Annotated in this window: 18 protein-coding genes and 1 pseudogene; 15 read left to right on the top strand and 4 right to left on the bottom strand. The window is 71.9% G+C overall.

What is annotated here, in order from left to right; all coding sequences use genetic code 11:
* Positions 1 to 6: 6 nt before the first annotated feature.
* A complete protein-coding gene (locus DVS28_RS17970; RefSeq protein WP_164710716.1) occupies positions 7 to 1161 on the bottom strand; it encodes a prepilin-type N-terminal cleavage/methylation domain-containing protein in 1155 nt (384 codons plus the stop codon).
* A gap of 117 nt (positions 1162 to 1278) precedes the next feature.
* On the opposite strand from DVS28_RS17970, the gene DVS28_RS17965 reads away from it, so the two are divergent.
* From DVS28_RS17965 to DVS28_RS17945, 5 genes and pseudogenes are all read left to right on the top strand, one after another.
* Positions 1279 to 3915: a LuxR family transcriptional regulator gene (locus tag DVS28_RS17965; protein WP_114592691.1), complete on the top strand. Its 2637-nt coding sequence runs from the start codon at positions 1279 to 1281 to the stop codon at positions 3913 to 3915.
* A 101-nt stretch (positions 3916 to 4016) separates the two neighbouring features.
* Entirely contained in the window at positions 4017 to 5165 is a 1149-nt protein-coding gene (locus DVS28_RS17960; protein WP_164710715.1) for a hypothetical protein, read from the top strand.
* Positions 5162 to 6232 (top strand): annotated as a pseudogene (locus DVS28_RS17955) (AAA family ATPase); the annotation flags it as partial. The gene DVS28_RS17960 and the pseudogene DVS28_RS17955, both read left to right, overlap by 4 nt.
* A 434-nt stretch (positions 6233 to 6666) precedes the next feature.
* Positions 6667 to 7623 (top strand): DUF58 domain-containing protein, encoded by a 957-nt coding sequence (locus tag DVS28_RS17950; protein ID WP_114594253.1) that lies wholly within the window; start codon positions 6667 to 6669, stop codon positions 7621 to 7623.
* Positions 7623 to 8585 carry a VWA domain-containing protein gene (locus tag DVS28_RS17945; protein ID WP_114592688.1) on the top strand — a complete coding sequence of 321 codons (963 nt, stop codon included), beginning with the start codon at positions 7623 to 7625 and terminating at the stop codon, positions 8583 to 8585. Before DVS28_RS17950 ends, DVS28_RS17945 begins: the two co-directional genes overlap by 1 nt.
* A gap of 27 nt (positions 8586 to 8612) precedes the next feature.
* On the opposite strand, the gene DVS28_RS17940 is transcribed toward DVS28_RS17945, so the two are convergent.
* Positions 8613 to 9818 carry a PP2C family protein-serine/threonine phosphatase gene (locus tag DVS28_RS17940; RefSeq protein WP_164710714.1) on the bottom strand — a complete coding sequence of 402 codons (1206 nt, stop codon included), beginning with the start codon at positions 9816 to 9818 and terminating at the stop codon, positions 8613 to 8615.
* Positions 9815 to 10621 (bottom strand): alpha/beta fold hydrolase, encoded by an 807-nt coding sequence (locus DVS28_RS17935; RefSeq protein ID WP_114592686.1) that lies wholly within the window; start codon positions 10619 to 10621, stop codon positions 9815 to 9817. The genes DVS28_RS17940 and DVS28_RS17935 overlap by 4 nt, the downstream gene beginning before the upstream one ends.
* Before the next feature lie 177 nt (positions 10622 to 10798).
* Between DVS28_RS17935 and gatC the strand changes: the two genes are divergently transcribed.
* From gatC to DVS28_RS28550, 4 genes are all read left to right on the top strand, one after another.
* Positions 10799 to 11098 carry an Asp-tRNA(Asn)/Glu-tRNA(Gln) amidotransferase subunit GatC gene (gene gatC, locus DVS28_RS17930; RefSeq protein WP_114592685.1) on the top strand — a complete coding sequence of 100 codons (300 nt, stop codon included), beginning with the start codon at positions 10799 to 10801 and terminating at the stop codon, positions 11096 to 11098.
* A gap of 44 nt (positions 11099 to 11142) precedes the next feature.
* The gene (gene gatA / locus DVS28_RS17925) at positions 11143 to 12597 is read left to right on the top strand and encodes an Asp-tRNA(Asn)/Glu-tRNA(Gln) amidotransferase subunit GatA (protein ID WP_174236229.1); all 1455 of its coding nucleotides are present in this window, start codon (positions 11143 to 11145) and stop codon (positions 12595 to 12597) included.
* Positions 12598 to 12602: 5 nt separating this feature from the next.
* A complete protein-coding gene (gene gatB / locus DVS28_RS17920) occupies positions 12603 to 14039 on the top strand; it encodes an Asp-tRNA(Asn)/Glu-tRNA(Gln) amidotransferase subunit GatB (protein WP_114592683.1) in 1437 nt (478 codons plus the stop codon).
* A gap of 84 nt (positions 14040 to 14123) precedes the next feature.
* Complete coding sequence (locus DVS28_RS28550; RefSeq protein WP_164710713.1) at positions 14124 to 14285, top strand: hypothetical protein; 162 nt, start codon at positions 14124 to 14126, stop codon at positions 14283 to 14285.
* Positions 14286 to 14292: 7 nt separating this feature from the next.
* On the opposite strand, the gene DVS28_RS17915 is transcribed toward DVS28_RS28550, so the two are convergent.
* Positions 14293 to 15450, bottom strand: a complete 1158-nt coding sequence (locus tag DVS28_RS17915; RefSeq protein ID WP_164710712.1) for an RNA polymerase sigma factor — start codon at positions 15448 to 15450, stop codon at positions 14293 to 14295.
* Between the two features lie 317 nt (positions 15451 to 15767).
* Here DVS28_RS17915 and DVS28_RS17910 point away from each other — a divergent pair, with 317 nt between their 5' ends.
* From DVS28_RS17910 to DVS28_RS17885, 6 genes are all read left to right on the top strand, one after another.
* On the top strand, positions 15768 to 16862 hold the full coding sequence (locus tag DVS28_RS17910) for a polyprenyl synthetase family protein (protein WP_164710711.1): 1095 nt from the start codon (positions 15768 to 15770) through the stop codon (positions 16860 to 16862).
* A gap of 2 nt (positions 16863 to 16864) precedes the next feature.
* The gene (locus DVS28_RS17905) at positions 16865 to 18358 is read left to right on the top strand and encodes a phytoene desaturase family protein (protein WP_216826127.1); all 1494 of its coding nucleotides are present in this window, start codon (positions 16865 to 16867) and stop codon (positions 18356 to 18358) included.
* A gap of 119 nt (positions 18359 to 18477) precedes the next feature.
* A complete protein-coding gene (locus DVS28_RS17900; protein WP_114594251.1) occupies positions 18478 to 19467 on the top strand; it encodes a phytoene/squalene synthase family protein in 990 nt (329 codons plus the stop codon).
* 17 nt (positions 19468 to 19484) lie between these two features.
* A complete protein-coding gene (locus DVS28_RS17895; protein ID WP_164710710.1) occupies positions 19485 to 20114 on the top strand; it encodes a secondary thiamine-phosphate synthase enzyme YjbQ in 630 nt (209 codons plus the stop codon).
* The gene (gene fni, locus DVS28_RS17890; protein WP_114592679.1) at positions 20036 to 21145 is read left to right on the top strand and encodes a type 2 isopentenyl-diphosphate Delta-isomerase; all 1110 of its coding nucleotides are present in this window, start codon (positions 20036 to 20038) and stop codon (positions 21143 to 21145) included. The genes DVS28_RS17895 and fni overlap by 79 nt, the downstream gene beginning before the upstream one ends.
* Complete coding sequence (locus DVS28_RS17885; RefSeq protein WP_114592678.1) at positions 21142 to 23331, top strand: glycoside hydrolase family 3 N-terminal domain-containing protein; 2190 nt, start codon at positions 21142 to 21144, stop codon at positions 23329 to 23331. The genes fni and DVS28_RS17885 overlap by 4 nt, the downstream gene beginning before the upstream one ends.
* Positions 23332 to 23559 lie beyond the last annotated feature (228 nt).

The raw sequence follows: 23559 nt of genomic DNA, 5'->3' as shown, positions 1-23559 counted from the left end.
CGGCCCTCAGTGGCCCAGCAGTCGGAGGGTCAGGTCGACCTGCGCGGTGATCAGCGCCGCCGCGGGGCCAACGACCCAGTCCTCGGGCGCGCCGGTGCCGTCGCCTCGGGCCCGGACACGGTGCAGCGAGGCGACGAGCGCCTCCTGCCTGCCCTCGTCGAGGAAACGGACCATGTACGCGACGTCGCGCCGCAGGACGTCCCGACGGTGGGCGTTGACCCGAGCGGACGGATGCATCATGTCGCCACGGGGTTCGGGGGTGACGTCGAGGTCGTCCACGTGGTCGCCCAGGAACCGCAGTGACGTGGCCGCGTCGATGCTGCCGACGCCGTCGAGCAGCGCCCGGGCGTCGTCGAGGCGATCGGCCAGGGGCACCCCGTCAGGCAGGGCCTCGCCGGCGATGCCCGGCTGCAGGACCGCCACCAACCAGCGGCGGTGGGCGTCGACGAGCTCTCGGGCACGATCCTCGCCCGCGATGGTGGCGCGCGCGTCCTCGGGGGCGTCGACGAGGTCCTCGGCGATGGCGAACGGGTCGGTGACGACGAGCTCGTCGAGGCCGACCCGCCCGTCCCCGTCGACGTCCACCCGCGATGCGACCTGGTCGACGAAGGCCTCCTCGCTGACCTGTTCGGCGGCAGCCGACAGCACCAGGCCCCAACCGATCCGGTCCAGCGTCCCGACCAGCTCCTCCGCGGCAGGCATGAGGGCAGCCGCAGGATCGGGAACGCAGCCCCCTTCCCGATGGTCCCAGACCTGCCCGGCGCGGCAGTCTCGTTCGCGGATCACGCCGGTCTGGTCGACGACGTAGGCCGCCCGGCCGCTCAGCCCCGGTGCCGCAGCAGCCGCGCTGGCGGTCCAGCCGTCACCGTCCACGTCGTGGAGCTCGACGAGGTAGCCATCCGTGCGGCCGGTCGCGAGCTGCTCGTCGACGAGTTCCGGTTCGGAGTCGCCGAGCTCGCGCAGGTTGTCGGCGAACCGTCCGTGTTCGACGACGTAGGCCTCCTGGGCCTCGACGAGCAGGGCGAGGGTGCGCTGGATCAGCTCCTCGTTGGCCCCTATCCGCTCCGTCAGCGTCGAGTGGAGCGGGATCGTCACCCCGATGATGGCGATCACCACCAACAGCTCCACGAGCGTGAAGCCCGCCTCGTCGGTCCACCTCATCGACGTCTCCCCTCCGCTGGCATCCCTTCGATGGAAGGCTGGCACCACCGTGGCGGGCGTCATGAGTAGGATGACTACTCAACTCTGACCACCTCACTGGAGGGAACGGGGGTCGAGATGGTGTTGACGCTGGTGGGACGGACCGGTGTGCTGGACGACATCGGGCGTGCGCTCGATGACGGCTCGGGAGTGCTGCTGACGGGGACATCGGGGATGGGGCGGACCAGCGTGTTGCGCGCCCTGCAGGCCCAACCCGATATCGACGTCGTCCGCGTGACCGCCACGCCCGCGACCGCTCCCGTCCCGCTGGGTGCCCTTGCCCGGTTCCTGCCCGGCGAGGTGTCTCCCGCCGTCACGTCCGGGGCGTTGGGTGCCGTGAGGAGCGCCCTCGGTGCCCTCGCCGCGGCGGGCACGGTCCTCGGGTTCGATGACGTCCACCACCTGGACGGGGTGTCGGCGGCACTGGTGGCCGACGCGGCGCGCGAGGGCCTGCGCGTCGTGCTCACCGTTCGGGAGCACGCAGAGGTCCCCCCACCCCTGCAGGGGCTGCACGACGAACAGCTGCTGCGCGAGGTGGTGCTGACGCCGCTCGGTGCCGTCGACGCCGCCACGCTGGTCCGCACCGTCGCAGGTGGGCGGTCCACGACGACGTCGGTGCGCTGGGCGGTCGAGCTGGGGGAGGGCAACCCGCTGCTGCTCGCCGAGCTGGCGCGGATCGCGCCGCGACCGGGCTTCGAGCGGTTGCCCCTCACCGATCGACTGCGCCGCGCAATGGCGGCCCACCTCGAGGTCGTGGACGACACGACGCGGCGAGCGGTCGAGGTCCTCGCCTACGACTCGCCGCTGCCGCTGGGCGTGCTCGTCGACGTCGTGGGCGCTGCGGCAGCCGAGGCGGTCGAGCAGCAGGCCCTCGTCACGGTCGGCGACGGACCGGTGCACCTCGTGTCCCTGGCCCACCCCTTGCTGGCCGAGGTGGTGCTGGCCGACATCGGAGCCACACGTCGGGCGGCACTGGCCAGCGCCCTGTTGCAGGTCGTCCCGGACGCGGCAGCACGCGGGTGGCCGGACCTGCCGGACGGGGCGGTTCGCCATGCGCGCTGGCAGATGGACGCCGGCGAGGTCGTCGACCTCGACATCATCGCCGAGGCAAGCCGGCACATGCTCGTGCGGTGGGACGCCGCTGGCGCCCAACGCCTTGCCGCCGTCGTCCACGAACGCCGGCCGAACGACTGCGGGGCGATCCTGCTGCTCGCTGGTGCGGCCCTGCTGCGTGGTGAACCGATCGAAGCCGAACGCTGGTTCGCGATGGTGGAGCACCTGGGAGGGACACCGGAGCAGCGACTGCAAGCACGACTCGGGCTGGCCGAGTCCGCGTTCTTCGGCCGCGGGGACCGCGAGGCAGCGCAGGTGGCGCTGGCCCCGATCGGCGACCCCCCTGCGCTGCAGGACGGCACCTCCGAGGACTGCGCGGGACGGGATGCGACCACCGCGCTCGCCGCGATGATCGCCCTCTGCGGGGGAGACATGGCCGAGGCTGCCGTCCTTGCAGAACGGGTCGGACCACGCGCGACGCCGGACCTGCGGCTGGTCGCCCTTGCCGTCCGCCACGTCGCGGTCGCATCCGCCGGACACCTGGATGCTGCCTGGCGCCTGACCGAACAGGCGATCCCGCTCCTGGCCGACCCTGCTGTGGCCCCCGAGCACCACGTCCGGATGTGGGCTGGCCGGCGCTACCTGCGACTGCACCTCGGTGACCTGCAGGGTGTGCTGGACGGCCCCGAGGATCACCGCTCCCACGCCGCATTGCTCCTGTCGAACGTGGTGTTCGACGTGGGCCAGTCCGCCGCGCATCTGGTGATGGCACGTGGCGACCTGGCGAGGTCACTGGTCGAGCGGATCGACGTGACGTTGACCGAGACCGACCCATACGGTCATCGGGCGTTCGTGGGCGCGGTTGCCGCGGAGATCGCGGCCCATCAGGGTCGCCGCGATGCCGCCGTCGCCGCGGCGCGTACCGCCCGGGAGAGCCATCGCCCACACCTCGGATGGTGGGCGTGGGCCGTGCCCGCCGCCGAGGGTTGGGCCCTCGCCGCCACGCACCGATTCCCACGGGCCTGCGCACTCATGCGGCGGGCCGCCGCACGGGCGGAAGCCAGCGGGGACCTGCTCCACCAGTGCCTTTGCCTGCTCGCCGCAGTCCGCCTCGGGGGGCTCGACCAGGCCGGTGCCCTGGCCGAGGTGGCGGCACGTGTCGATGGTCGCCTGTGGCCGGCGGTGGGGGTGGCCGCACGGGGTCTCGCCGATCCCGCAGACCCCGACGGCCTGCTCGAGGACGGCTGCGAGCGACTGATGGACCTCGGGGCCCGGCTCTGGGCCGTGGACCTGCTGGCCCGTGGCGCTGCCCTGGACCGCAGGTCCCGACGCGACGGGCGTGCGATGCAGCGCCGGGCTGCGGCGGAAGCCCATGCCCGCGAGTTCGTCGACCTGACCTCTCCCGCCGTGACGGCGTTGCGGGGATCGTCCGCGGCCGGGCTGACCCCTCGCCAGTGGCAGATCGCGACGCTTGCCGCAGAGGGCTGGACCAGCAGGCAGATCGCTGACCACCTGGTCCTCAGCGTCCGTACGGTCGACAACCACCTCGCCCGTGCCTACCAGGTGCTGGGCGTCCACGGACGGCAGGACCTTGCGGACGTGCTGGCCGGACCACCGCTCGGCCCCGATGACCAGTCCGTCGACCCGATGATCACCCGCTGACGGTCGGCCACCTGTCTCGACGTGTCGACGCACCCGAAGGAGTCCGGTCGGCGCAGCTTTGACTGCCGCTTTACGCGTGTGCGGTTAGCGTTCAGTCCGACATGTCGAATCCAACGTCTGCCGGCGCGCCCATCGGGATGCCCTCCGGTACGCCCGGTCCCGCAGGCCCCGTCGCCGGCCCGCCCATCCCCGGGCTCGTCGCCGGTGCGCCGCTGACGGGCCCCGGAACGGGCATCCCCGGCAGCAACGGGGCCCCGGGCCCGACGGTGGAGGGACCGACCTGGCGCGACCTGCCCAAGGACCCCCCGTTCGGGCCGATCCCGCCGATGCGCGGCCGGATGGTGCCCCGCCCGGCCGCCGCGTCGCCGTCGCCGCCGCCGGACGACGAATCCCGGATCACCCCTGCGCAGATCGCCATCGCGGTGTTCGGGGTGCTGTTCCTGCTGGCGCTCGGCGTTGCCGCGGCCCTGCTGCTGCTGGGCGACGACGAGCCCGCGGATGCCGACTCGCCCCTGCCCGCCGAGACCGCCGACGAGGGGGACGGCGACCCGTTCGGCACCTTCACCCCATCGCCAAACAACCCGGCCCCCGCGCCGGCACCCCCGGCCGAGGACGACCTGGCGGACGGGACCCCGGAGGCCACACCCAGCCCCGGCGAGCTCGAGCCGGCCCCTGCACCGAGCGCCGGTGGTGAGGACCCCGGTGCCACGCCGGAGGATCCCAGCGGCGAACAGGGCACCGTGCCGCCATCGGGCGACGCGCTGCCCCCGGAAGGCGACGCGCTGCCCCCGGAGGGCGGAACGGCGCCCGAGGCCCCACCAGGCGAGGGCGGGCTGCAGCCCCAACCCGCCCCGCAGGACCCCGAGGACGGCGACATCGACCTGCCGCTGCTGTTCGACCTGACCCAGCTGCCCTCGGGCACCGCCGAGGACGACACCACCGTCACCCAGACCTCCACCGGCAACGAGGCCAACCGGATCGAACAGGTCACCCACCTCGACCACCCGCTCGGCGACATCACCGTCCTCGCCGTCCGCGCCGACGACGCCGCTCGCAGGCTCGACGTCGTGCTCACCGACGAGGCCCAGGAGGTCAGCGTGCGCGGCCAGACCGCCTACCTGCTGGAGGGGCAGCGGATCGTGTGGCTGGTCGAGGGGACCCCCGACACCTACCTGGACATCGACGGACCCGCCGACGTGGGCACCGACGAACTGCTGACGATCGCAAACGGGCTGGAGCTCGCCGAATGACCACCGTCCCCACCGACAACGACGCCGACATCGAGCTGCTGACCCCGTCACGGTCCGCGGAGCTGCTGTCGAGCGTCCGAGCCGAGATCGGCCGCGTCATCGTCGGCCAGCAGCGTGTCGTCGAGCGGGTCATGGTCGGGCTGCTCGCCGAGGGGCACTGCCTGCTCGAGGGTGCGCCGGGCCTGGGCAAGACCCGGCTGCTGACGACCCTGTCGACGGCCATGGGTGGCTCGTTCAGCCGCGTGCAGTTCACCCCCGACCTGCTGCCCTCCGACATCGTCGGGACACGCATCTGGCGGCAGGAGGAGGGCCGGTTCACCGTCGAGCTCGGCCCGGTCTTCGCCAACTTCGTCCTGGCCGACGAGATCAACCGTGCCCCCGCGAAGGTCCAGTCGGCCCTGCTGGAGGTCATGGCCGAGAAGCAGGTGACCATCGGCGGCGAGTCGTTCAGGGTCGACCGTCCCTTCCTGGTCCTCGCCACGCAGAACCCCATCGAGTCCGAGGGCGTCTACCAGCTGCCCGAGGCACAGCGTGACCGCTTCCTCATGAAGGTCCCCGTCGACTATCCGGCCGGCCCCCACGAGGAGATGGAGATCGTCCGCCGGGCCGCCGGTGACCCGATCCACCCGCGCGAGGTCATCTCCCTCGACGACGTCAAGGCGCTGCAGGCGACCACCCGGGCCATCCACGTCGACCCGCGCGTGGCCGACTACGCCGTTCGGCTGGTCCTGGCCACCCGTGAGCCGGCGCGGCAGGGGCTGGACAGCCTGACCCCCCTGATCGCCTTCGGCGCCTCCCCCCGCGCGTCCATCGGCCTGGTCGAGGGCGCGCGTGCGCTGGCGTTGCTGCGGGGGCGTGGCGCGGTCGAGCCGCAGGACATCTACGACATCGCCTACGACGTCCTGAACCACCGGCTGGTGCTGTCCTTCGACGCCGTGGCGGACGGCATCACCGTCGACGAGGTGCTCTACCACCTGCTGACCACGATCCCGGCGCCGCAGCTGGCCTCGTCCAACGGCGCCGCGCGTCCGCCGGCCGGACCGCCACGGATTCCGGATGCCACCCCGGTGCCTCCCAACGCCAGCCGCGGGCTGCAGGCCCAGCAGCCCTACCATGTCGCCCAGAGCGCCCCGGGGACGTTCCAGGGGCAGCAGGACGCCGCCCGTGGCGCCAACCGCGGGCCCGTGATGCCGCCACCGGCGGGGGAGTGGGGACCAGCCGAGACCACCGGCAGCGCGACGGACGCCGGCGAGGACCCCTTCGCCGACCTGGCGGCCGATGGCCACGACACCGGGGCCGAGGACGACACCCCACCCCAGGGAGTGCCCCTGACCGCCCCCGAGGACACGGCACCGCCAGTCGACCCCGAGGACGGTCCGCACGACGGCGTTGCCCGGGGCGTCGACGACATCACTCGCGAGGACACCACTCGCGACGACAGCACGGACGACGACGGTGGCGCGTCCGGTGATCCCCTGGCCCCGCCCGCGTGAGCTCGCCCATCCCCCCGGCGCTGACCCCCGGGACGACGCTTCGTCCCGAGGCGTTCGGCAGGCTCGAGCTGGCCGTGCGCCGACGGCTGGAGGGCCGCCTGCACGGCGACTACCAGGGCCTGCTGCCCGGGCACGGCTCCGAGCCCGGTGAGGCGCGTCGGTACCGGCCGGGCGACGACGTCAGGCGGATCGACTGGGCCGTCACGGCACGCACCGACCATCCCCACGTGCGCGACACCATCGCCGACCACGAGCTGACCACGATCGGCGTCATCGACCTGTCCGGCAGCCTGCACTTCGGCACCGGCCGGCGACAGAAGCGCGACGTCGCCGTGGAGGTCCTCGGGGCGTTCGGGTTCGTCACGGCCCACGGCGCCAACCGGTTCGGCGCCCTCGCCCTGCACCCCGCAGGGGAGGAGTGGTACGCACCCGCCGCCGGCCGACACCACGTGCACTCGACCCTGCAGCGGATCGCCCGCCTTCCCCGGGCGACCGCTCGGAGCACCGGCGACGCGACCCCGGTCGACCTGTCCCGGGGCCTTCGGCGGGCCGGCCGTCTGGCCCGACGGCGCGGCCTGGTCATCGTCGTCAGCGACTTCCTGGGCCGCGCGGCCGAGAAGGACTCGACACCGCCCTGGGCCAAGAGCATCCGGGCGCTGACCGAACGCCACGAGGTCATCGCCGTCGACGTCGTCGACCCGCGCGAGCTCAACCTCCCCGACGTCGGCTTCATCACCCTGGCCGACCCGGAGTCCGGTCGCCGTCGGGTCGTCGACACCCGCGATCGGTCGGTCCGGATCCGCTACGCACAGGCGGCACGACAGCAGCGCGAGCGCATCGCCGCGGAGATCCGCCGGGCCGGCGCCTCGCACCTGAGCGTGCGAACCGACACCGACTGGCTGGCCGACGTCATCCGCTACGTCGAACGGCGCCGCCGTGCCCCCCTCCCACGGAGCCCTCGTTGATGTTCGCCGCCCCCGCCATGCTGTTGCTGGTCGTCATCCCCATCGGGCTGGCGATCGGCTACGTCGTGATGCAGTCGCGCCGCAGCCACTACGCGGTGCAGTTCACCAACCTCGACCTGCTCGACGAGATCGCCCCCGACAGCCCCGGCTGGCGACGCCACGTCCCAGCCGCAGCCCTCGTGCTGGCGCTGATCTGCCTCGTCATCGCGATCGCCCGGCCGGTGAAGGCCGAGCAGGTCCCGGTCGAGGCGTCCACCGTCATCCTGGCGCTGGACACCTCCATCTCGATGGATGCTCGCGACGTCGAACCGCGACGGCTCGACGCCGCCCAGGCCGCGGCGCTGCGCTTCATGGACGAGGTGCCCGATCAGGTCCGCGTCGGCCTGGTCAGCTTCGCGGAGAACGCCGTCGCCAACGTCGCCCCGACCGACGACCGAGCGATCGTCCGGACGACGATCGAGAACCTCGAGCTGCGCCCCGGTACGGCGATCGGCGAGGCGCTGTTGGTCGCGGTGGACCTGATCGAGGCCGACCTGCAGGCCATCCAGGCCGAGCAGCAGGGCGACGACGAACCCGAGCCGGCAACCATCATCGTGCTCTCCGACGGCGACACCACCGCCGGGCGTCCCAACGCCTTCGGCGTCCGGGCGGCGCAGGAAGCCGGGATCGCCGTCTCCACGATCAGCTTCGGCACCGTCAACGGCGTCATCCAGTTCCAGGGCCAGATCGTGCCCGTCCCCTCCAACGGTCGCGCCCTGGAGGGCATCGCCGACGACACCGGCGGCCGCTTCTACGACGCCGACAGCGCCGAGGCGCTGACGGAGGTCTTCGAGACCCTCGGCGTGGCCGTCGGCTTCACGACCGAGGAGGTCGAGGTCATCGTCCCGTGGGTCGTCGCCGCGATGATCCTCGGGACCGCGGCGGCCGCAGCCTCCCTCGTCTGGTTCTCCCGCCTCCCCTGATCACCTGGTCCCCGGGGCCAGGCCTGATCAGGTGGTGTGTGGCGGGGCGCTGGGAACGCGGATGTGGACCGCGGCGATGTCGTCGCGGGGTCGGCTGCCCTGGTAGGCCATGACGTCGTCGACCACGGCGTCGGTCAGCTCGTTGGCGGGGAGCGCGCGATGGGTGAACAGGAGGTCCAGCAACCCTTCCACGCCGAGCATCGACCGGCCCCGGCGGGCCTCGGTCAGCCCGTCGGTGTAGCAGAACAGCCCCTCGCCGGGCCCCAGGCGCACCTCGACGTCGGTGAGGGAGGGTTCCTCCACCACGCCGATCAGGGTGCCGGCAACGTCGACCGCCTCGGCCTGCTCGGGCCCGACGAGCACCGCCGGGGGATGCCCGCCGCTGGCAATCGTGACCCGCACGGTCCCGTCGTCCTCCACCCGGACGCGGCAGCACACGACGGTGCAGAAGCGCTCGGTCTCGTGGCGCAGCAGGACGGCGTTGAGGTCGGCGAGGATGTCGCACGGTCGCTGCTGGCGGATGGCGGCCGCCCTGATGGAGTAGCGGACGAGCGCGGTGATGGTTGCCGCCCGGGCGCCCTTTCCCCTGACGTCGCCGACCACCACGATCCAGTCGTGGCGTTCGGTCTCGAACACGTCGTAGAAGTCACCGCCGACCTGCGCACCGTCCCCGGCGGGACGGTAGGTCGCCCCCAGCTCCACACCCTCGATGGTCGGCAGGCCCGGGGGGATCAGGCTGGACTGCAGGGTGCGGGCGAGCTCGGCGGACTTGGCTTCGGACTCCTCGGCTCGCCGGCGGGCGCGCAGCAGCTCCTGCTCGTACTCGCGGCGGTGGGTCGCGTCCAGGACGCTGGTCCGGATGACTTCCTCCCCACCGTCGGAGGGCACGACCACCCGGGAGTTGACCAGCACCGGCAGCCGGGTTGCGTCCTGGCGGACGAAGTCCAGGGCGATCTCCCGGACCGTTCCGTGGAGCGACAGCATCGGGCGGTAGTGGGTCTCGTGGTAGATCCGGCCGCCCGCGCTCAGCAGGTCGGTGAACGGTTTGCCGAGGAGGTCCTCGCGCTCCGCGCCCAGCCACTCCAGCAACGTCTGGTTGACCCGCACGATCGTGCCGGTCCGGGTCGTCGACAAGTAGCCGCAGGGGGCACGCTCGTAGAGGTCCTCCGCGTCGTCATCGGGGACCAGGACCGGCCCGACGCCGTCGGATCGTGATGACAGCGAGTCCGTCACCCCGTGCGGGTCCTCAGGAAGCCCTCGATCGCCTCGATCGTGGCGTCCGGTGCGCTCAGGTTGGGACAGTGGCCCGTGGCGTCGAGCAGCACGAAGTCGCTGTCGGGAATCCGGTCGTGCACGTAGCGGCCGACCGCCTCCGGGGCGATCACGTCGTTGGTGCACTGCAGCACCAGCGCCGGCACCGACACCTTCTCGAGGTCCGCGCGGTTGTCGGAGGTGAAGGTGACGTGGGCGAACCTGCGGGCGATCTCGGGGTCGGTGCGGCAGAAGCTCTCCGTCAGCTCCTCACCGAGTGCCGGACGGTCGGGGTTGCCCATGATCACCGGCGCCATGGCGCTGGACCAGCCCAGGTAGTTGCTGTCCAGCGCACCGAACAGCTCCTCGATGTCGGCCTCGGAGAACCCGCCGGTGTACCCGTCGTCGTTGATGTAGCGCGGCGACGGGCCGACGAGGACGAGGGAGGCGAACCGGTCGGGTTCGGCGTTGGCGGCCAGCACCCCGATCATCGCCGAGACCGAATGGCCGACGAAGACTACGTCCTGGAGGTCCAGCTCGTGCACGATGGACAGCACGTCCGCGGCGTAGGCATCCAGGGAGCCGTAGGTCTCGGGGTCCCAGGCGGACGCGTCGGAGTGACCTGCGCCGACGTGGTCGAACAGGATCGTCCGGTACCGATCGGCGAACGCCGGCTCGACGAAGCGCCACATCTGCTGGTCGCAGCCGAAGCCGTGGGCGAACAGCATCGGCTGTCCGTCGTCGACACCGCCGACCGTCACGTTGTACCGCTGCGCCACATCCATCGTTCTCGTTCTTCCCATCGCCGAAGGAGCAGGAGATCTGTCGGGGGTCGGGACGTACGGCCTGCGCAACCCCACACGCTAGCGGGTCCGCGTGCCGGCGCGGTGGGGCTGATGGCCGAGAGACGCTAGCGTTGCACGCCGACCGTCCGCCCTCCACCCCAGGATCGTTCCGCACCGATGGCACTCTCCGACGACGACGTCCGACACGTCGCCCGGCTGGCCCAGCTGGACCTGACCGACGACGAGATCACCGCCCTGGCCCCCCAGCTGGCAGAGATCCTCGCCTACGCCGAGAAGGTGAGTGAGGTCGCGGCGGCCGACGTGCCGCCGACCTCCCACCCCTACCCGCTGCGCAACGTCTTCCGTGACGACGCCGTCGTCGCGGAACCGCTGTCGCCGGAGGTGGTGGTCGCCAACGCCCCCGACGCCGAGGACCTGCAGTTCCGCGTCCCCAAGATCATGGGGGAGTCGTCGTGAGCGGCCCGATCGTCACCCGCACCGCGGCGGAGCTGGCCGATGCGATGGCCGCGGGAGACCTGTCGGCCGTGGAGGTCGCCCGAGCCCACCTGGACCGCATCGAGGCCACCGACGGCACCACGGGGGCCTGGCTGGCCATGATGGCCGACGAGGCGCTGGACACGGCAGCCGACGTCGATCGACGTCGTGCGGCCGGGGAGGCGCTCGGTGCGCTGGCGGGCATCCCGGTGGCCGTCAAGGACGTGATGTGCACCAACGGCACCACGACCACCGCCGGGTCGCGCATGCTCGAGACCTTCGTGCCGCCCTACGACGCCACCGTCGTGGCACGCCTGCGGGCGGCCGACGCCGTGCTGCTCGGCAAGACCAACATGGACGAGTTCGCGATGGGCTCCTCCACGGAGAACTCCGCGTACAAGGTGTGCCACAACCCGTGGGACACCGACACCACGCCCGGTGGGTCCTCCGGCGGCAGCGCGGCGGCGGTCGCGGCCTACCAGGCACCGATCGCCACCGGCACCGACACGGGCGGCTCGATCCGCCAGCCCGCCGCTGTGACCGGCACCGTCGGCATCAAGCCCACCTACGGTCGGGCCAGCCGTTACGGGCTGATCGCGTTCGCCTCCTCGCTGGACCAGGCCGGCACGTTCGGTCGGACCGTTCGCGACGCCACCCTGGGGCTGGAGGTCATGTGCGGCCACGACCCCAAGGACTCGACCTCCATCCCGGACCCGATGACGTCCTACGTCGACGCCCTCGACAGGGGAGTGGAGGGGCTGCGCGTCGGCGTGGTCACCGAGTTCATGGGCGACGGGGCAAGCGACGGCGTCAAGGCGGCGGTGCAGCACGCCATCGACCGGCTGTCGTCGCTCGGCGCCGAGATCGTCGAGGTCTCCCTTCCCCACGCCGACTACGGCCTGCCGGCCTACTACCTGATCGCCCCGTCCGAGGCGTCGGCCAACCTCAGCCGCTACGACGGTGTGCGCTACGGCCTCCGTGTCGACGGTGAGACGACCCACGAGATGATGGCCGCCACCCGGGCTGCCGGCTTCGGCGCCGAGGTCAAGCGGCGCATCATGATCGGCACCCACGCGCTGTCGGCCGGCTACTTCGACGCCTACTACGGGCAGGCGCAGAAGGTCCGGACCCTGATCATCCGCGACTTCGAGGCCGCGTTCGACAAGGCCGACGTGCTGGTGGGGCCGACGTGTCCGACGGCGGCCTTCAAGCTGGGTGACAAGACCGCCGACCCGCTGGCGATGTACCTCAACGACGTCTTCGCCGTCCCGGCCTCGCTTGCCGGCATGCCGGCGATGTCGCTGCCCGTCGGCTTCGACACCGCCGAGGACGGCGGGCCGCTGCCCGTCGGGCTGCAGCTGGTCGGGCCGATGCTCGGCGAAGCCGTCATGGTGCAGGCCGCGGCCGCCCTCGAGGCCGACCTGGCCCTCGACCTGACCCCCCGCGGGCCGCGTGCGCTGGCCCTGCCCGAGAGCGAGTGACGAAGATGAGCGACTGGGAAGCCGTCATCGGCCTGGAGGTCCACGTCGAGCTGTCGACACGGACCAAGATGTTCTCCGCCTGCCCCAACGAGTTCGGCGGGGCACCCAACACCCGGGTGACCGAGGTCGACCTCGGCTTGCCCGGCACCCTGCCCGTGGTCAACGGCACGGCCGTGGAGCACGCCATCAGGATGGGCCTGGCCCTGGACTGCGAGATCGCACCGGTCAGCCAGTTCCACCGGAAGAACTACTTCTATCCGGACATGCCGAAGAACTACCAGATCAGCCAGTACGACGTGCCGATCTGCGGTGTGGGCCACCTCGACATCGAGACCAGCGAGGGGCCGGTCCGCATCGGCGTCACGCGGATCCACATGGAGGAGGACGCCGGCAAGAACGTGCACGTCGGCGAGTCCGGACGGGTCCACGGCGCCGACTATTCCCTCGTGGACTACAACCGGGCCGGGGTGCCGCTGCTGGAGTGCGTGTCGGAGCCCGACATCCGCACCGCCGAGCAGGCGCAGGCCTACCTGACGGAGCTGCGCGGCATCGTCCTCGCCCTTGGCATCTCCGACGCCAAGCTGGAGGAGGGGTCGATGCGGTGTGACGCCAACGTCAGCATCCACAAGCCGGGTACTCCCTACGGCACCCGCGCGGAGATCAAGAACATGAACTCCGTGCGCTCGCTCGGTCGTGCGATCGAGTACGAGATCGCCCGCCAGATCGACGTCGTGGAGTCCGGCGGCACCGTGGTGCAGGAGACCCGCCACTGGGACGAGGACGCCGGCACGACCTCTACCCTGCGTCGCAAGGAGACGCTGGACGACTACCGGTACTTCCCCGATCCCGACCTGGTCGAGATGGTCCCCGATCCGGCGTGGATCGAGGAGATCCGTGCCAGCCTGCCCGAGCTGCCCGCCGTCACGCGGGCGCGGCTGATCGATGCCCACGGCCTGGACCGCAAGTCGGTCGTGACCATGCAGGACGCCGGCCTGATCCCGCTGCTCGACGCCGCCGTGGCCGGTGGCGCCGACGCCGCCGACGCCACCAAGTGGCTGGTCAACGAGGTCGCTGGCTGGCAGAACGAGACCGGCCGCTCGGCGGTCGAGGCGCTGCCGGGTGAGGAGTTCGCCTCGCTGCTCGGCCGGGTTGCCGACGGCACCCTCGGCAAGGGCGGGGCCCGCAAGGTCCTGACGTCGGTGCTGGCCGGCGAGGGCACCGTGGCCGACCTGGCGAAGGACCACGAGCAGGTCTCCGACGTCAGCGCGATCGAGGCCATCGTCGACCAGGTCATCGCCGAGCAGGCCGACGCCGCCCAGAAGGTGCGCGACGGCAACCCCAAGGCCATGGGGGCCCTCGTCGGCGGCGTCATGCGCGCCAGCAAGGGCAAGGCCGACCCGGCCCTGGTCAACCAGCTGCTGAACGCCAAGCTGACGGGCTGACCCCAGGCGGCGGGGGCAAGGGTTCGTCAAATGTGACGGCGCGGGCGTCAGGAGTGACCGAACCAGTGGTTCACATTCGGATGCATGGTCATCCGAAACGCCACCCTGGTCCTGTCCCTCGCGCTCTCCCTCGCCCTCGCCGGGCCCACCAGCGCCTCCACCCACGGCGCGTCCGAGGAGGTGGTTGCGTCGGCGCTCCCGTGCCTGCCGCTGCCTGCCATCGACGACATGCTCTGCGTGCGCTGACCGGCCGTCAGTTCTCCTGGCACTCCAGGACCGGCTCGGCACGACCGCCGAGCTCGCAGATGTCGCGGAACGCCGCGCGTTCCTCGGGAGTGTCGTCGGGGTTCTCGGTGAGCCCCGTGACCCCGTCCTCGTGGGTCACGCCCGGTAGGAGCATGAGCTGTCGAGTACCTGCCTCGCGGTCGCTGTAGTTGCTCGACTCCACCACGGTCCGATCGGTGGTGGGCACGGTGACCCGTCCGTTGGGAATCACGTCCTGGGGCAGTGCCGGCGGTGGGTCCGAGTCGACGCTCGGTGCACCACCGCCATCACGGCCACCGGCGTCGTCCTCTGCGGCTTGCGTGTCCGCACTCGTGCCCGCCGCGGCACCGGCCGGGGCCGCCACCGTGTCGCCTGTGGCCGTCGGCACCGAGACCTCCGTCACCGCATCGAGCACCGCTGGATCGTCGTCGCGGGTCTCTCCCGGCCAACGGTCCGGTGTCAGGTTCAGCCCGCCGAGAACGAGCAGGGGAGCCAGCACCGCCGCGGCGGCCTTGAGGCCAACCTGCGCGCCCATGCCCTTGACGGCCGACGTCATGCGTGCGAACGGGGCGGGCAGCCACGGGAGCCCGTCGATCCGACGGTCCCGGGCGATGGTCCGGGCGCGGGCACGGGCGCGGTGCAGCTGGACCTTGATCGTGTCCCGGGTGGTGCCGCGTCGCTCCGCCATCTCGCGGAGCGACAGGTCCTCCATGTAGTGCTCGACCACCAGCTCGGCGTCGCGGTCGCTCAGCTCGTGCAGCACCTGGGCGATCAGCACCCGCATCTCCACGGTGCGCTGCGGTGCCGACTCCGGGATCACGAGGTCGACGGCGGCGTCCTCGCTGCGACGCACCACCTCGCTGTGACGGTGGTGGTCGATGGCGACGTTGCGTGCCACCTGCAGCAGCCACCGGCGCAGCTCCCGATCGTCCAGGGGAGCGATGTCGCTGCGCAGCAACCGCACGAACACGTCCTGGGTCAGGTCCTCGGCCGTGTGGTGGTCCTTGACCCACCGCAGGCACGTGGTCATCACCGGAGGGCCGTGCTGACGGACGATGGCCGCGAAGGCGTCGTCATCGCCCGCGCGGGCAGCCGCCAGCAGGCGGTGCGGCGGCGAGGACGGCGGAGAGGAATTCGTGGTGGACATACAGCGGCGTTGGGCAGAAGGTGAACATGCCCGCATCACAGGGTTCGCCGTCGGGCAGCAGCATCCTTCAAGAAAGTTTCGTTCGGAGTGTTAACCACCTGGGCCTCTCGCTCGTTCTGTACGGGTGGGCATCCCGCGTACGCACGTACGTGAGGGGGTGGGCAGGGCCGGATCGTCGAGCAGGGGATCCGGCCCTGATCCTGTTTTCGGGGGGTACGGTTGAACCGCGCCTGCGTTCGCTCCGAACAACGGTTGGGCATCCTCTGTGTCCCGATCCCCGTTCTCCCCCCACCGGGCGAAGGCCGCGCATGCACACCATGACCTCTTCCGACACCACCGATCTGCTCGACCCTCCTCCGGGAGGTGTGCTCGGCGGTGTTGCCGGCCGGGTCGACGCGGTCCTCGAACGGTTCCTGCGCGCTCGCGCGGACGAACTGGCTGATCTCGACCCCGCCCTCGAACCCGTCGCGGATGCGGTCACCGCGCTGGTGTCGGCTGGTGGCAAGCGGCTGCGTCCTGCCTTCGTGTGGTGGGGCTACCGGGCCGCGACGGGACACACCGACCCCGAGGTGCTGAAGCCCGCCGGTGCCGTCGAGCTGCTGCACACCTTCGCGCTCATCCACGACGACATCATGGATCGCTCGGCCACGCGTCGCGGGTTGCCGGCAGTCCACACCGCCCTGCGCGACCACCACATCGAGGCCGGCCTCTCCGGCGACCCCGAGTGGTTCGGCGTCGGCGGCGGGATCCTCGCCGGTGACATGGTCTTCGTCTGGGCCGACATGCTGTTCGAGGCGGCTCGTCTGGAGCACCGTGCGATGGCCAGGGCTCGACGCGTGTTCGGGCAGCTCCGCGCGGAGGTGATGGCCGGCCAGTACCTGGACCTGCGGCTCTCCGGCCTTCCCGCGGCATCAGAGGCCGACTCGCTGCGCGTGTCCCTGCTGAAGTCCGGCCGGTACACGGTCACCCGCCCGCTGCAGATGGGGGCGGCGCTCGGCGGAACCGATCCGGACCTCGACCGCACGCTGTCGACGTTCGGTGACGCCGTCGGGGTGGCCTTCCAGCTGCGTGACGACGTCCTCGGGCTGCTCGGCGATCCCGACACCACCGGCAAGGGATCGCTGGAGGACATCCGCGAGGGCAAGCGCACCATGCTGATCCTCCACGCCCGTGACCAGGCCACCCCTGCCCAGCGCGAGGTCCTCGATCGGGTCGTCGGCAACCCCGACGCCACGCGGGACGATGCCGATGCCGTCCGCCAGATCGTCGTGGACACCGGTGCCGCCGATCACGTCGAGGCCCACCTGACCGGTCTCCGGGCCGACGCCGACCGCGCGGTGGAGCACCTTTCCGACCCCTCCAGATCCGCCCTGCTCGAGCTCGCATCCGTGGCCGTCGACCGGAGCGCCTGACCATGCTGCGGACGCACCCCGCCGACGTCGTGGTCGTCGGCGCTGGACTCGGGGGCCTGGCCACCGCCATCCGCGTTGCCGCAGACGGACACCACGTCACCCTGCTGGAACGCGACCCGATCCCGGGCGGCCGCGCCGGCCAGATCCTGGACCGGGGATTCACGTTCGACACGGGTCCGTCGGTCATGACGATGCCGGCGCTGGTCGCCGACCTGTACGCGCTCCACGGGGAACGCATGCAGGACCACCTGACCATGGAACGGCTGGACCCGGCGTATCGGGCCACGTTCCACGACGGCTCGGTCGTGCGCATCCGTGGCTCGGTGGCCGCGATGACCGAGGAGGTCCGCCAGCTCGCCGGTCCCGCGGAGGCCGACAACTTCGTTCGCTTCGCCGGCCACCTCAAGAAGCTGTACGAGGCGGAGTACGAGACCTTCATCGACGCCAACTTCGACAGCCCGCTGGATCTGGCACGGCCCGACAAGATGGTCAACCTCATCCGGCTCGGGGGCTTCCGCAAGGTCGCCAACCTCGTCGGGTCGTTCCTGACCGACTGGCGGCTCCAGCGGCTGTTCACCTTCCAGTCGATGTACGCCGGGATGAGCCCGTACGAGGCGCTCGGCATCTACGCCGTGATCGCCTACATGGACGCCATCGCTGGCGTGTACGGCGTCAAGGGCGGCATCCACGCGATCGCCGAGGGCCTGGCCGACCTTGCATCGCGCCACGGGGTGGACATCCGCTACGGCGCGGAGGTGGCCGAGGTCACCGGGGCGGGCAAGCGCGCCAACGGGGTGCGGCTGGTCGACGGCACCGTCCACCACGCCGACGTCGTCGTCCTCAACCCCGACCTGCCGATCGCCTATCGCGACCTGCTGCCACCCCGGGCCACTCCCGCACGCGTGAAGCGGCTGACGTTCTCACCGTCCTGCACCGTCGTGCACCTGGGCCTGGACCGCAAGCTCCTGGACGCCGCACATCACAACATCCACTTCGCCGAGGACTACCAGGCGTCCTTCGACGACATCCTCGCCGGGCGACTCCAGCGAGACCCCTCGTGGTTCCTGTCGGTTCCGACCCACGCCGACCCCGACATGGCCCCCGACGGCGGCGAGGTCGCCTTCGTGCTCGTGCCCAGCCCCAACCTCAACGGTGACCCGATCAACTGGACCCACCAGGGGCAACGCGAGGTCGCGGCCACGATCGAACGGCTCGAGCAGGCCAAGTACGGCCCCGTCGGTGACAGCGTCGTGACCAGCCACGTCGTCACCCCGCAGGACTGGGCCGACATGGGCATGGCGGCCGGTACCCCGTTCGCCGCCAGCCACCACTTCCGCCAGACCGGTCCCTTCCGGCCTGCCAACGTCGCCCCCAAGGTCGAGAGCGTCGTCTTCGTCGGGTCCTCCACCACGCCCGGCGTCGGGGTGCCGATGGTCCTGGTCAGCGGCCGGTTGGCCGCCGAACGCGTCGCCCAGCAGCTGGAGCGGCAACCGTGAGCGTGGCCCCGGCTGGTGCCGTCCCGACCGCCGCTGTCGCCGGTGGCTACGAGCATCCGACCCCCTCCACCCTGATCGTGGAGGAGACCCTCGCTGCTCGTGGGCACACCGGCGGACGGATCGACCTCACCGCCTCCTACGAGGTGTGCCGGCGCATCAACGCCGCCCACGGCCGGACCTACTACACCGCCACCCGGCTGCTGCCCGCGGCCAGCCGCCCGCACGTCCACGCCATCTACGCCTTCGCGCGGTACGCCGACGACCTGGTCGACCACCTCGCCCTGGACTGGGACGCCGAGCAGCGGCGAGCGGCCCTGGAGGGCTGGGCCGCGGAGTTCCTCGCCGACCTGGAACGGGGTGACTCCGAGGACCCCGTCTGCAAGGCGACCATCCACACGGTGCGAACCCTCGGCATCGACCACGGGGACCTCGACGCGTTCCTCCGGTCCATGGCCATGGACCTGACGGTGACCAGGTACGAGACCTACGAGGACCTGCTCGCCTACATGCACGGCTCGGCCGCGGTCATCGGGTCGATGATGCTGCCGGTGCTGCAACCGCTGACCCCCGCCGCGCGGGAGCCGGCCATGACGCTCGGCGTGGCGTTCCAGCTGACCAACTTCCTCCGAGACGTCGCCGAGGACCTCCAGCGTGGCCGGATCTACCTGCCCATGGAGGACCTCGACCGCTTCGGCGTGACCGAGGAGATGATGCAGGCGCGCCGTGTGACGCCGGAGATCCGCCATCTGCTGACCTTCGAGATCGCACGAACTCGGCGCCTGTACGAATCGGCTCGGGCCGGATGGGGCATGCTGCCGTCAGCAAGCGCCCGTTGTGTGCGGACCGCACACACGCTGTACGAGCGAATCCTCGATCGGATCGAAGCTGCGGATCATCAGGTGTTCGACGTTCGTGCCGTCGTCCCTGCCTGGCAGAAACTCGGGGTGGCGGTGCGCCAGATGGCCACACCTGTACCAGCGCCGCCCCCGGCGCTGCCGACGACCTCTACTCTTGATGGCCGGGTTCCGGTCATCGCTGACCGGCCACGTGGTCAAACCACGGCGGGCGTGCGATCATCGGACGTGCGACCGCGGCCGGAGCCCAAGTGAACACAAAGGATCTGTCCGTGACCCCCTCAAGCCCAGAGTCAATGGAGACGCTGAACGGTGTTGCCGAGCTGAACGGCAACGGCCGCCCCAAGGAGAAGCTCAACGGGCTTCCCCCGCAGGTGCTGGTCGAGGCGCCCCGCGCTGCCCGTCGTGAAGCGAGCATCACCGAGCTGTCCGGCCTGCAGCCGGTCGTGGCCCGGCGTGCGATCCACATCGCCACCGAGCGGCTGTTCCACGTCACCGACGTGACGGAGGACTGCCAGGAGCTCGTCGCCGAGAGCGGGGTGAAGGAGGGCATGCTGTCGGTCTTCTCCCAGCACACGACGTGCGCGATCAAGATCAACGAGCGCGAGACGTGTTTCCTGGAGGACCTGCGGCTGTTCATGGAGGCGCTGGTGCCGCAGGAGGCCTACTACCGCCACGACGACTTCGAGATCCGCGACCACGCGACACTGGCGGGCACCGTGGAGGAGGAGCCGATCAACGGCCACGCCCACATCAAGCAGATGCTGCTGGGCAGCGCGTCGGAGTCGGTGCCGGTCGCCGACGGGACGCTGCGCCTGGGCACGTGGCAGCGGATCATGTTCATCGAGCTGGACCAGGCCCGCAACCGCAAGGTCCAGCTGCAGGTCCAGGGCTGGCGCTGAGCGAACAGGCGGACGCGTCCGCCCGTCGCAAGGCCGACCACCTGCGGGTGGTCCTCGACGGTGACGTCGCACACGTCGGCCTGACCACCGGGCTCGAAGGGGTCCGGCTGGCGGCCAGGGCACTTCCCGGCCACGACCTCGACACCGTCGACCTGTCGGTCCGGGCGTTCGGCACGACGCTGGGGGCTCCGGTCCTGATCAGCTGCATGACCGGTGGGACCGGTGATGCCGGCCCCGTCAACGCCGCGCTGGCGGCTGCCGCACAGCATCACCGGGTGGCCCTCGGCCTCGGGTCGGGGCGGGTGCTGCTGCAGGGCGGCGACCCCGCGTCCTTCGAGGTCCGCGACATCGCACCGGACGTGCCCCTGCTGGCCAACCTCGGTGCGGTCCAGCTGGCCGAGGTCGGCCTCGACGGCTGTCACGAGCTGGTGGAGCGGACCCGGGCCGACGCGCTGGTGCTGCACCTCAACGCCGTGCAGGAGGCCGTGCAGCCCGAGGGCGACACCGGTTTCGGGGACGTGCTGGGCCGCATCGCCGACGTGGTCGCGGGCCTCGGGGTTCCCGTCGTGGCCAAGGAGGTCGGGTTCGGCATGGCCGCCGACGACGTCCGAGCGCTGGTCGACACCGGGGTCGCCGCCATCGACGTCGCCGGCGCAGGCGGGACGAACTGGGCGCGGGTCGAGGGCCACCGCGACACCGACGCCGGGGCGATCGCCGCCGCGTTCGTGGACTGGGGCTGGTCCACGCACGACAGCTTGGTGGCCGCCATGGGGGTCCTGGGGGACGCACCGGCCGATCGACGCCCCCTCCTCATCGCCTCGGGCGGGCTGGCCCACGGGGTGGACGCCGTCAAGTGCCTGTGTCTCGGTGCCGACCTCGTCGGCTTCGGTCGCCGGCTGATCGCCGCCGGAGCCGAGGGCCCCGAACGGGCGACCTCGGCGCTGGGAACGCTGGTGCAGCAGATGCGCATCGCCGTGTGGGGCATCGGCGCGACCCGCCCGAGCGACCTGGGCACCGCCCACCTGGCATGAGCCGCATCGGGGGAGTGTCGGCCGGGGCCGTCGTCTGGCGACGTCGACTCCCGGTGGTCGTGGCCGTGCTCGCGGTGCTGGCGTTGCTGCCCGGTGTGGCGAGCCCTCCCGCGCCGGCTGGTGCCCAGACCTGTCAGCCGTTGACGGACGCGCAGCTGGTCGCCCAGGTCATCGGCGCGCCGTTGCGCACCCCGGTGGCCACCGCGGCCGCAACGACCCTTGCCGCCGAGCACGCCGGGACGGTCGTGCTGCTGGGCGACGCGATCACCTCCGCCGAGCAGGTCCGCGGGCTCATCGACACCCTCGATGCCAGCGCCCCAGCCGGGTTGCCACCCTTGATCGCCGTGGACGAGGAGGGAGGCCGCGTCGCGCGCTTCGGTCGGGCCGGGGTGACCGTGCGCCTTCCGTCAGCCCGACAGCAGGCGGCGATGTGGACCCCCGAGGAGCTTCGTGGCCAGGCGGCTGCGCTCGGCGGGCAGATGGCCGACCTCGGCGTCGACTGGGACCTTGCCCCCGTGCTGGACCTGACCGACGCGCCCGCCGACACCGTGATCGGTGACCGGTCCTACGGGACCGACCCGTCCGTTGTGGGGGCCTACGGGACGGCGTTCGCCGCAGGCCTCCGTGATGCGGGCCTCGTGACCAACGGCAAGCACTTCCCCGACCACGGGCTGACGACCGTCGACACCCACCGCGACGTGGCCTCCGTCGAGGTGTCCCGCGAGGCCATCCAGCAGCACCACCTCGCCCCCTACCGCGTGGCCGCCGACCAGCTCGACTCGATCATGCTGTCCCACCTGCGGGTGTCGTCGCTGGACCCGTCGTTGCCCGCCAGCCTGTCGGCCGTGGCCGTGGACTTCCTCCGGGACGAGCTGGGGTGGGACCGGGCCCTGGTCACCGACGACCTGTCGATGCAGGCCGTGGCGAGCGTGGCCGACCAGCCGACCGCGGCGCTGATGGCGCTGCAGGCCGGCGTCGACGTGCTCCTGGTCGGAACCCCCGACGGGGCCGCGGCTGCGCACGCCCGGATCCTCTCCGCGCTGGACGACGGCAGCCTGCCGGTGGAGCGGTTGCGCCAGGCCGTGCGGCGGGCGCTGGCGCTGAAGGGGATCGAGGGTGCGGCGGCGTCGTGCCTGCTCGGCCTGCCCCCGGTGGCCGAGGCCCGTGCAGCCCTCGACGGGGACGGCGGCGTCGTGGCCGTGATCGACGGGGTTCGTCGGCCGGTGCCGGATGCGCAGACGCTGGCCCGCCGGGGAGCGACGCCGGTCCGCTACAGCGACGTCGAGCTGGCGTCGTTGCCGCTCGGCGATCCGCTGGTCTCCGCGCGTCGCTTCGCGGTCGGAGTGGTCGCCGGTGTGGGCGCCGACCCGCTGGACGTCGCGGTGCAACGGGCCGAGCAGTCAGCAGGGGAGGGGCATGGGCGTGCCGTTGCGGTGACCACCCCGGCGCCGATCGCGGCGGCGTTGGCCGCTGACCTGTCCGACGGTGTCCCGGTCCTGCCGGTGGCCGACTCCGCGCGGCTGGCTGCGGCGGCCGACCGCGTACTGGCGGAGGACGGCGTGCTGACGGTCGTCGGGCCTGTCCCCGAGGGTGTCGAGGGCGCGGTGGAGGCGATCGCGGTCGACGCCCCGGTCGTCGGGGCCCAGCAGGTCTGGGACCGTCGAGGTGCGCCGGTCGGGACGGTCGTGGTGGCCGACCCGGGGGTCGACCCGACGCTGCTGCTGCCGTGGCTGGCCCGCCGGGACGTTGCGCTGCTGCTGACCCCGGCCGACCGGCTGGATGCCGGAGTGGCCGACCGCCTGGCAAGCCACGACGGGACCGTCCACACCCTCGGGCTCGGTGACGCCGTCGACGCGGCCATCCGAGGCGGCCGGGAGGGGGCTGACGGCGAGCGCATCCCGACCGACCCCCGAGCGCAGGCGACCTGGCTGTTCGAGGTCGGCGCCGCCGGTCCCGCCGTCCTCGCCCACGACGGCCTCGCCCACCTGATGGCCGCCCTCCCCCTCGCCCGGGATGGTCGTGCCCTGCCCCTGCCCACCATCGACGGTGCGCTGCCGGGCTGGGCCGAGGGCGTGGTCGGCGGCTGGCGCCTCCCCGGCGGCGCCACCATCGCCGGCTGGACCGCCGGCGTCGACCCCACCCCAGTCGCCGACCTCGCCATCCCGACGTACTGGTCCCGCCGGTAGGTCGTTGTTTGTTGGTCCTCGGGTTGTTGGTTGGTCCTCGCTTCGCTCGTTGTTGGTTTGTCCTCGCTTCGCTCGTCTGGTCCTCGGGCTCGTAACCGACGATCCGCGGCGGCTTCCTCGACCCCTCGCTGCGCATCGGGGCACTGCGGGAGCCACCACGGAGGCGTCGGCGCCCTGCGGCGGTGCGTTGGCAGCCCAGTGCGTTGCGCACACGAACGGTGTGTGCGT

The organism is Euzebya pacifica, assembly GCF_003344865.1.
Classification (GTDB): Bacteria; Actinomycetota; Nitriliruptoria; order Euzebyales; family Euzebyaceae; genus Euzebya; species Euzebya pacifica.
Note: the sequence above shows the minus strand (reverse complement) of the source record. Positions and strands in the feature narration are given on the sequence as shown.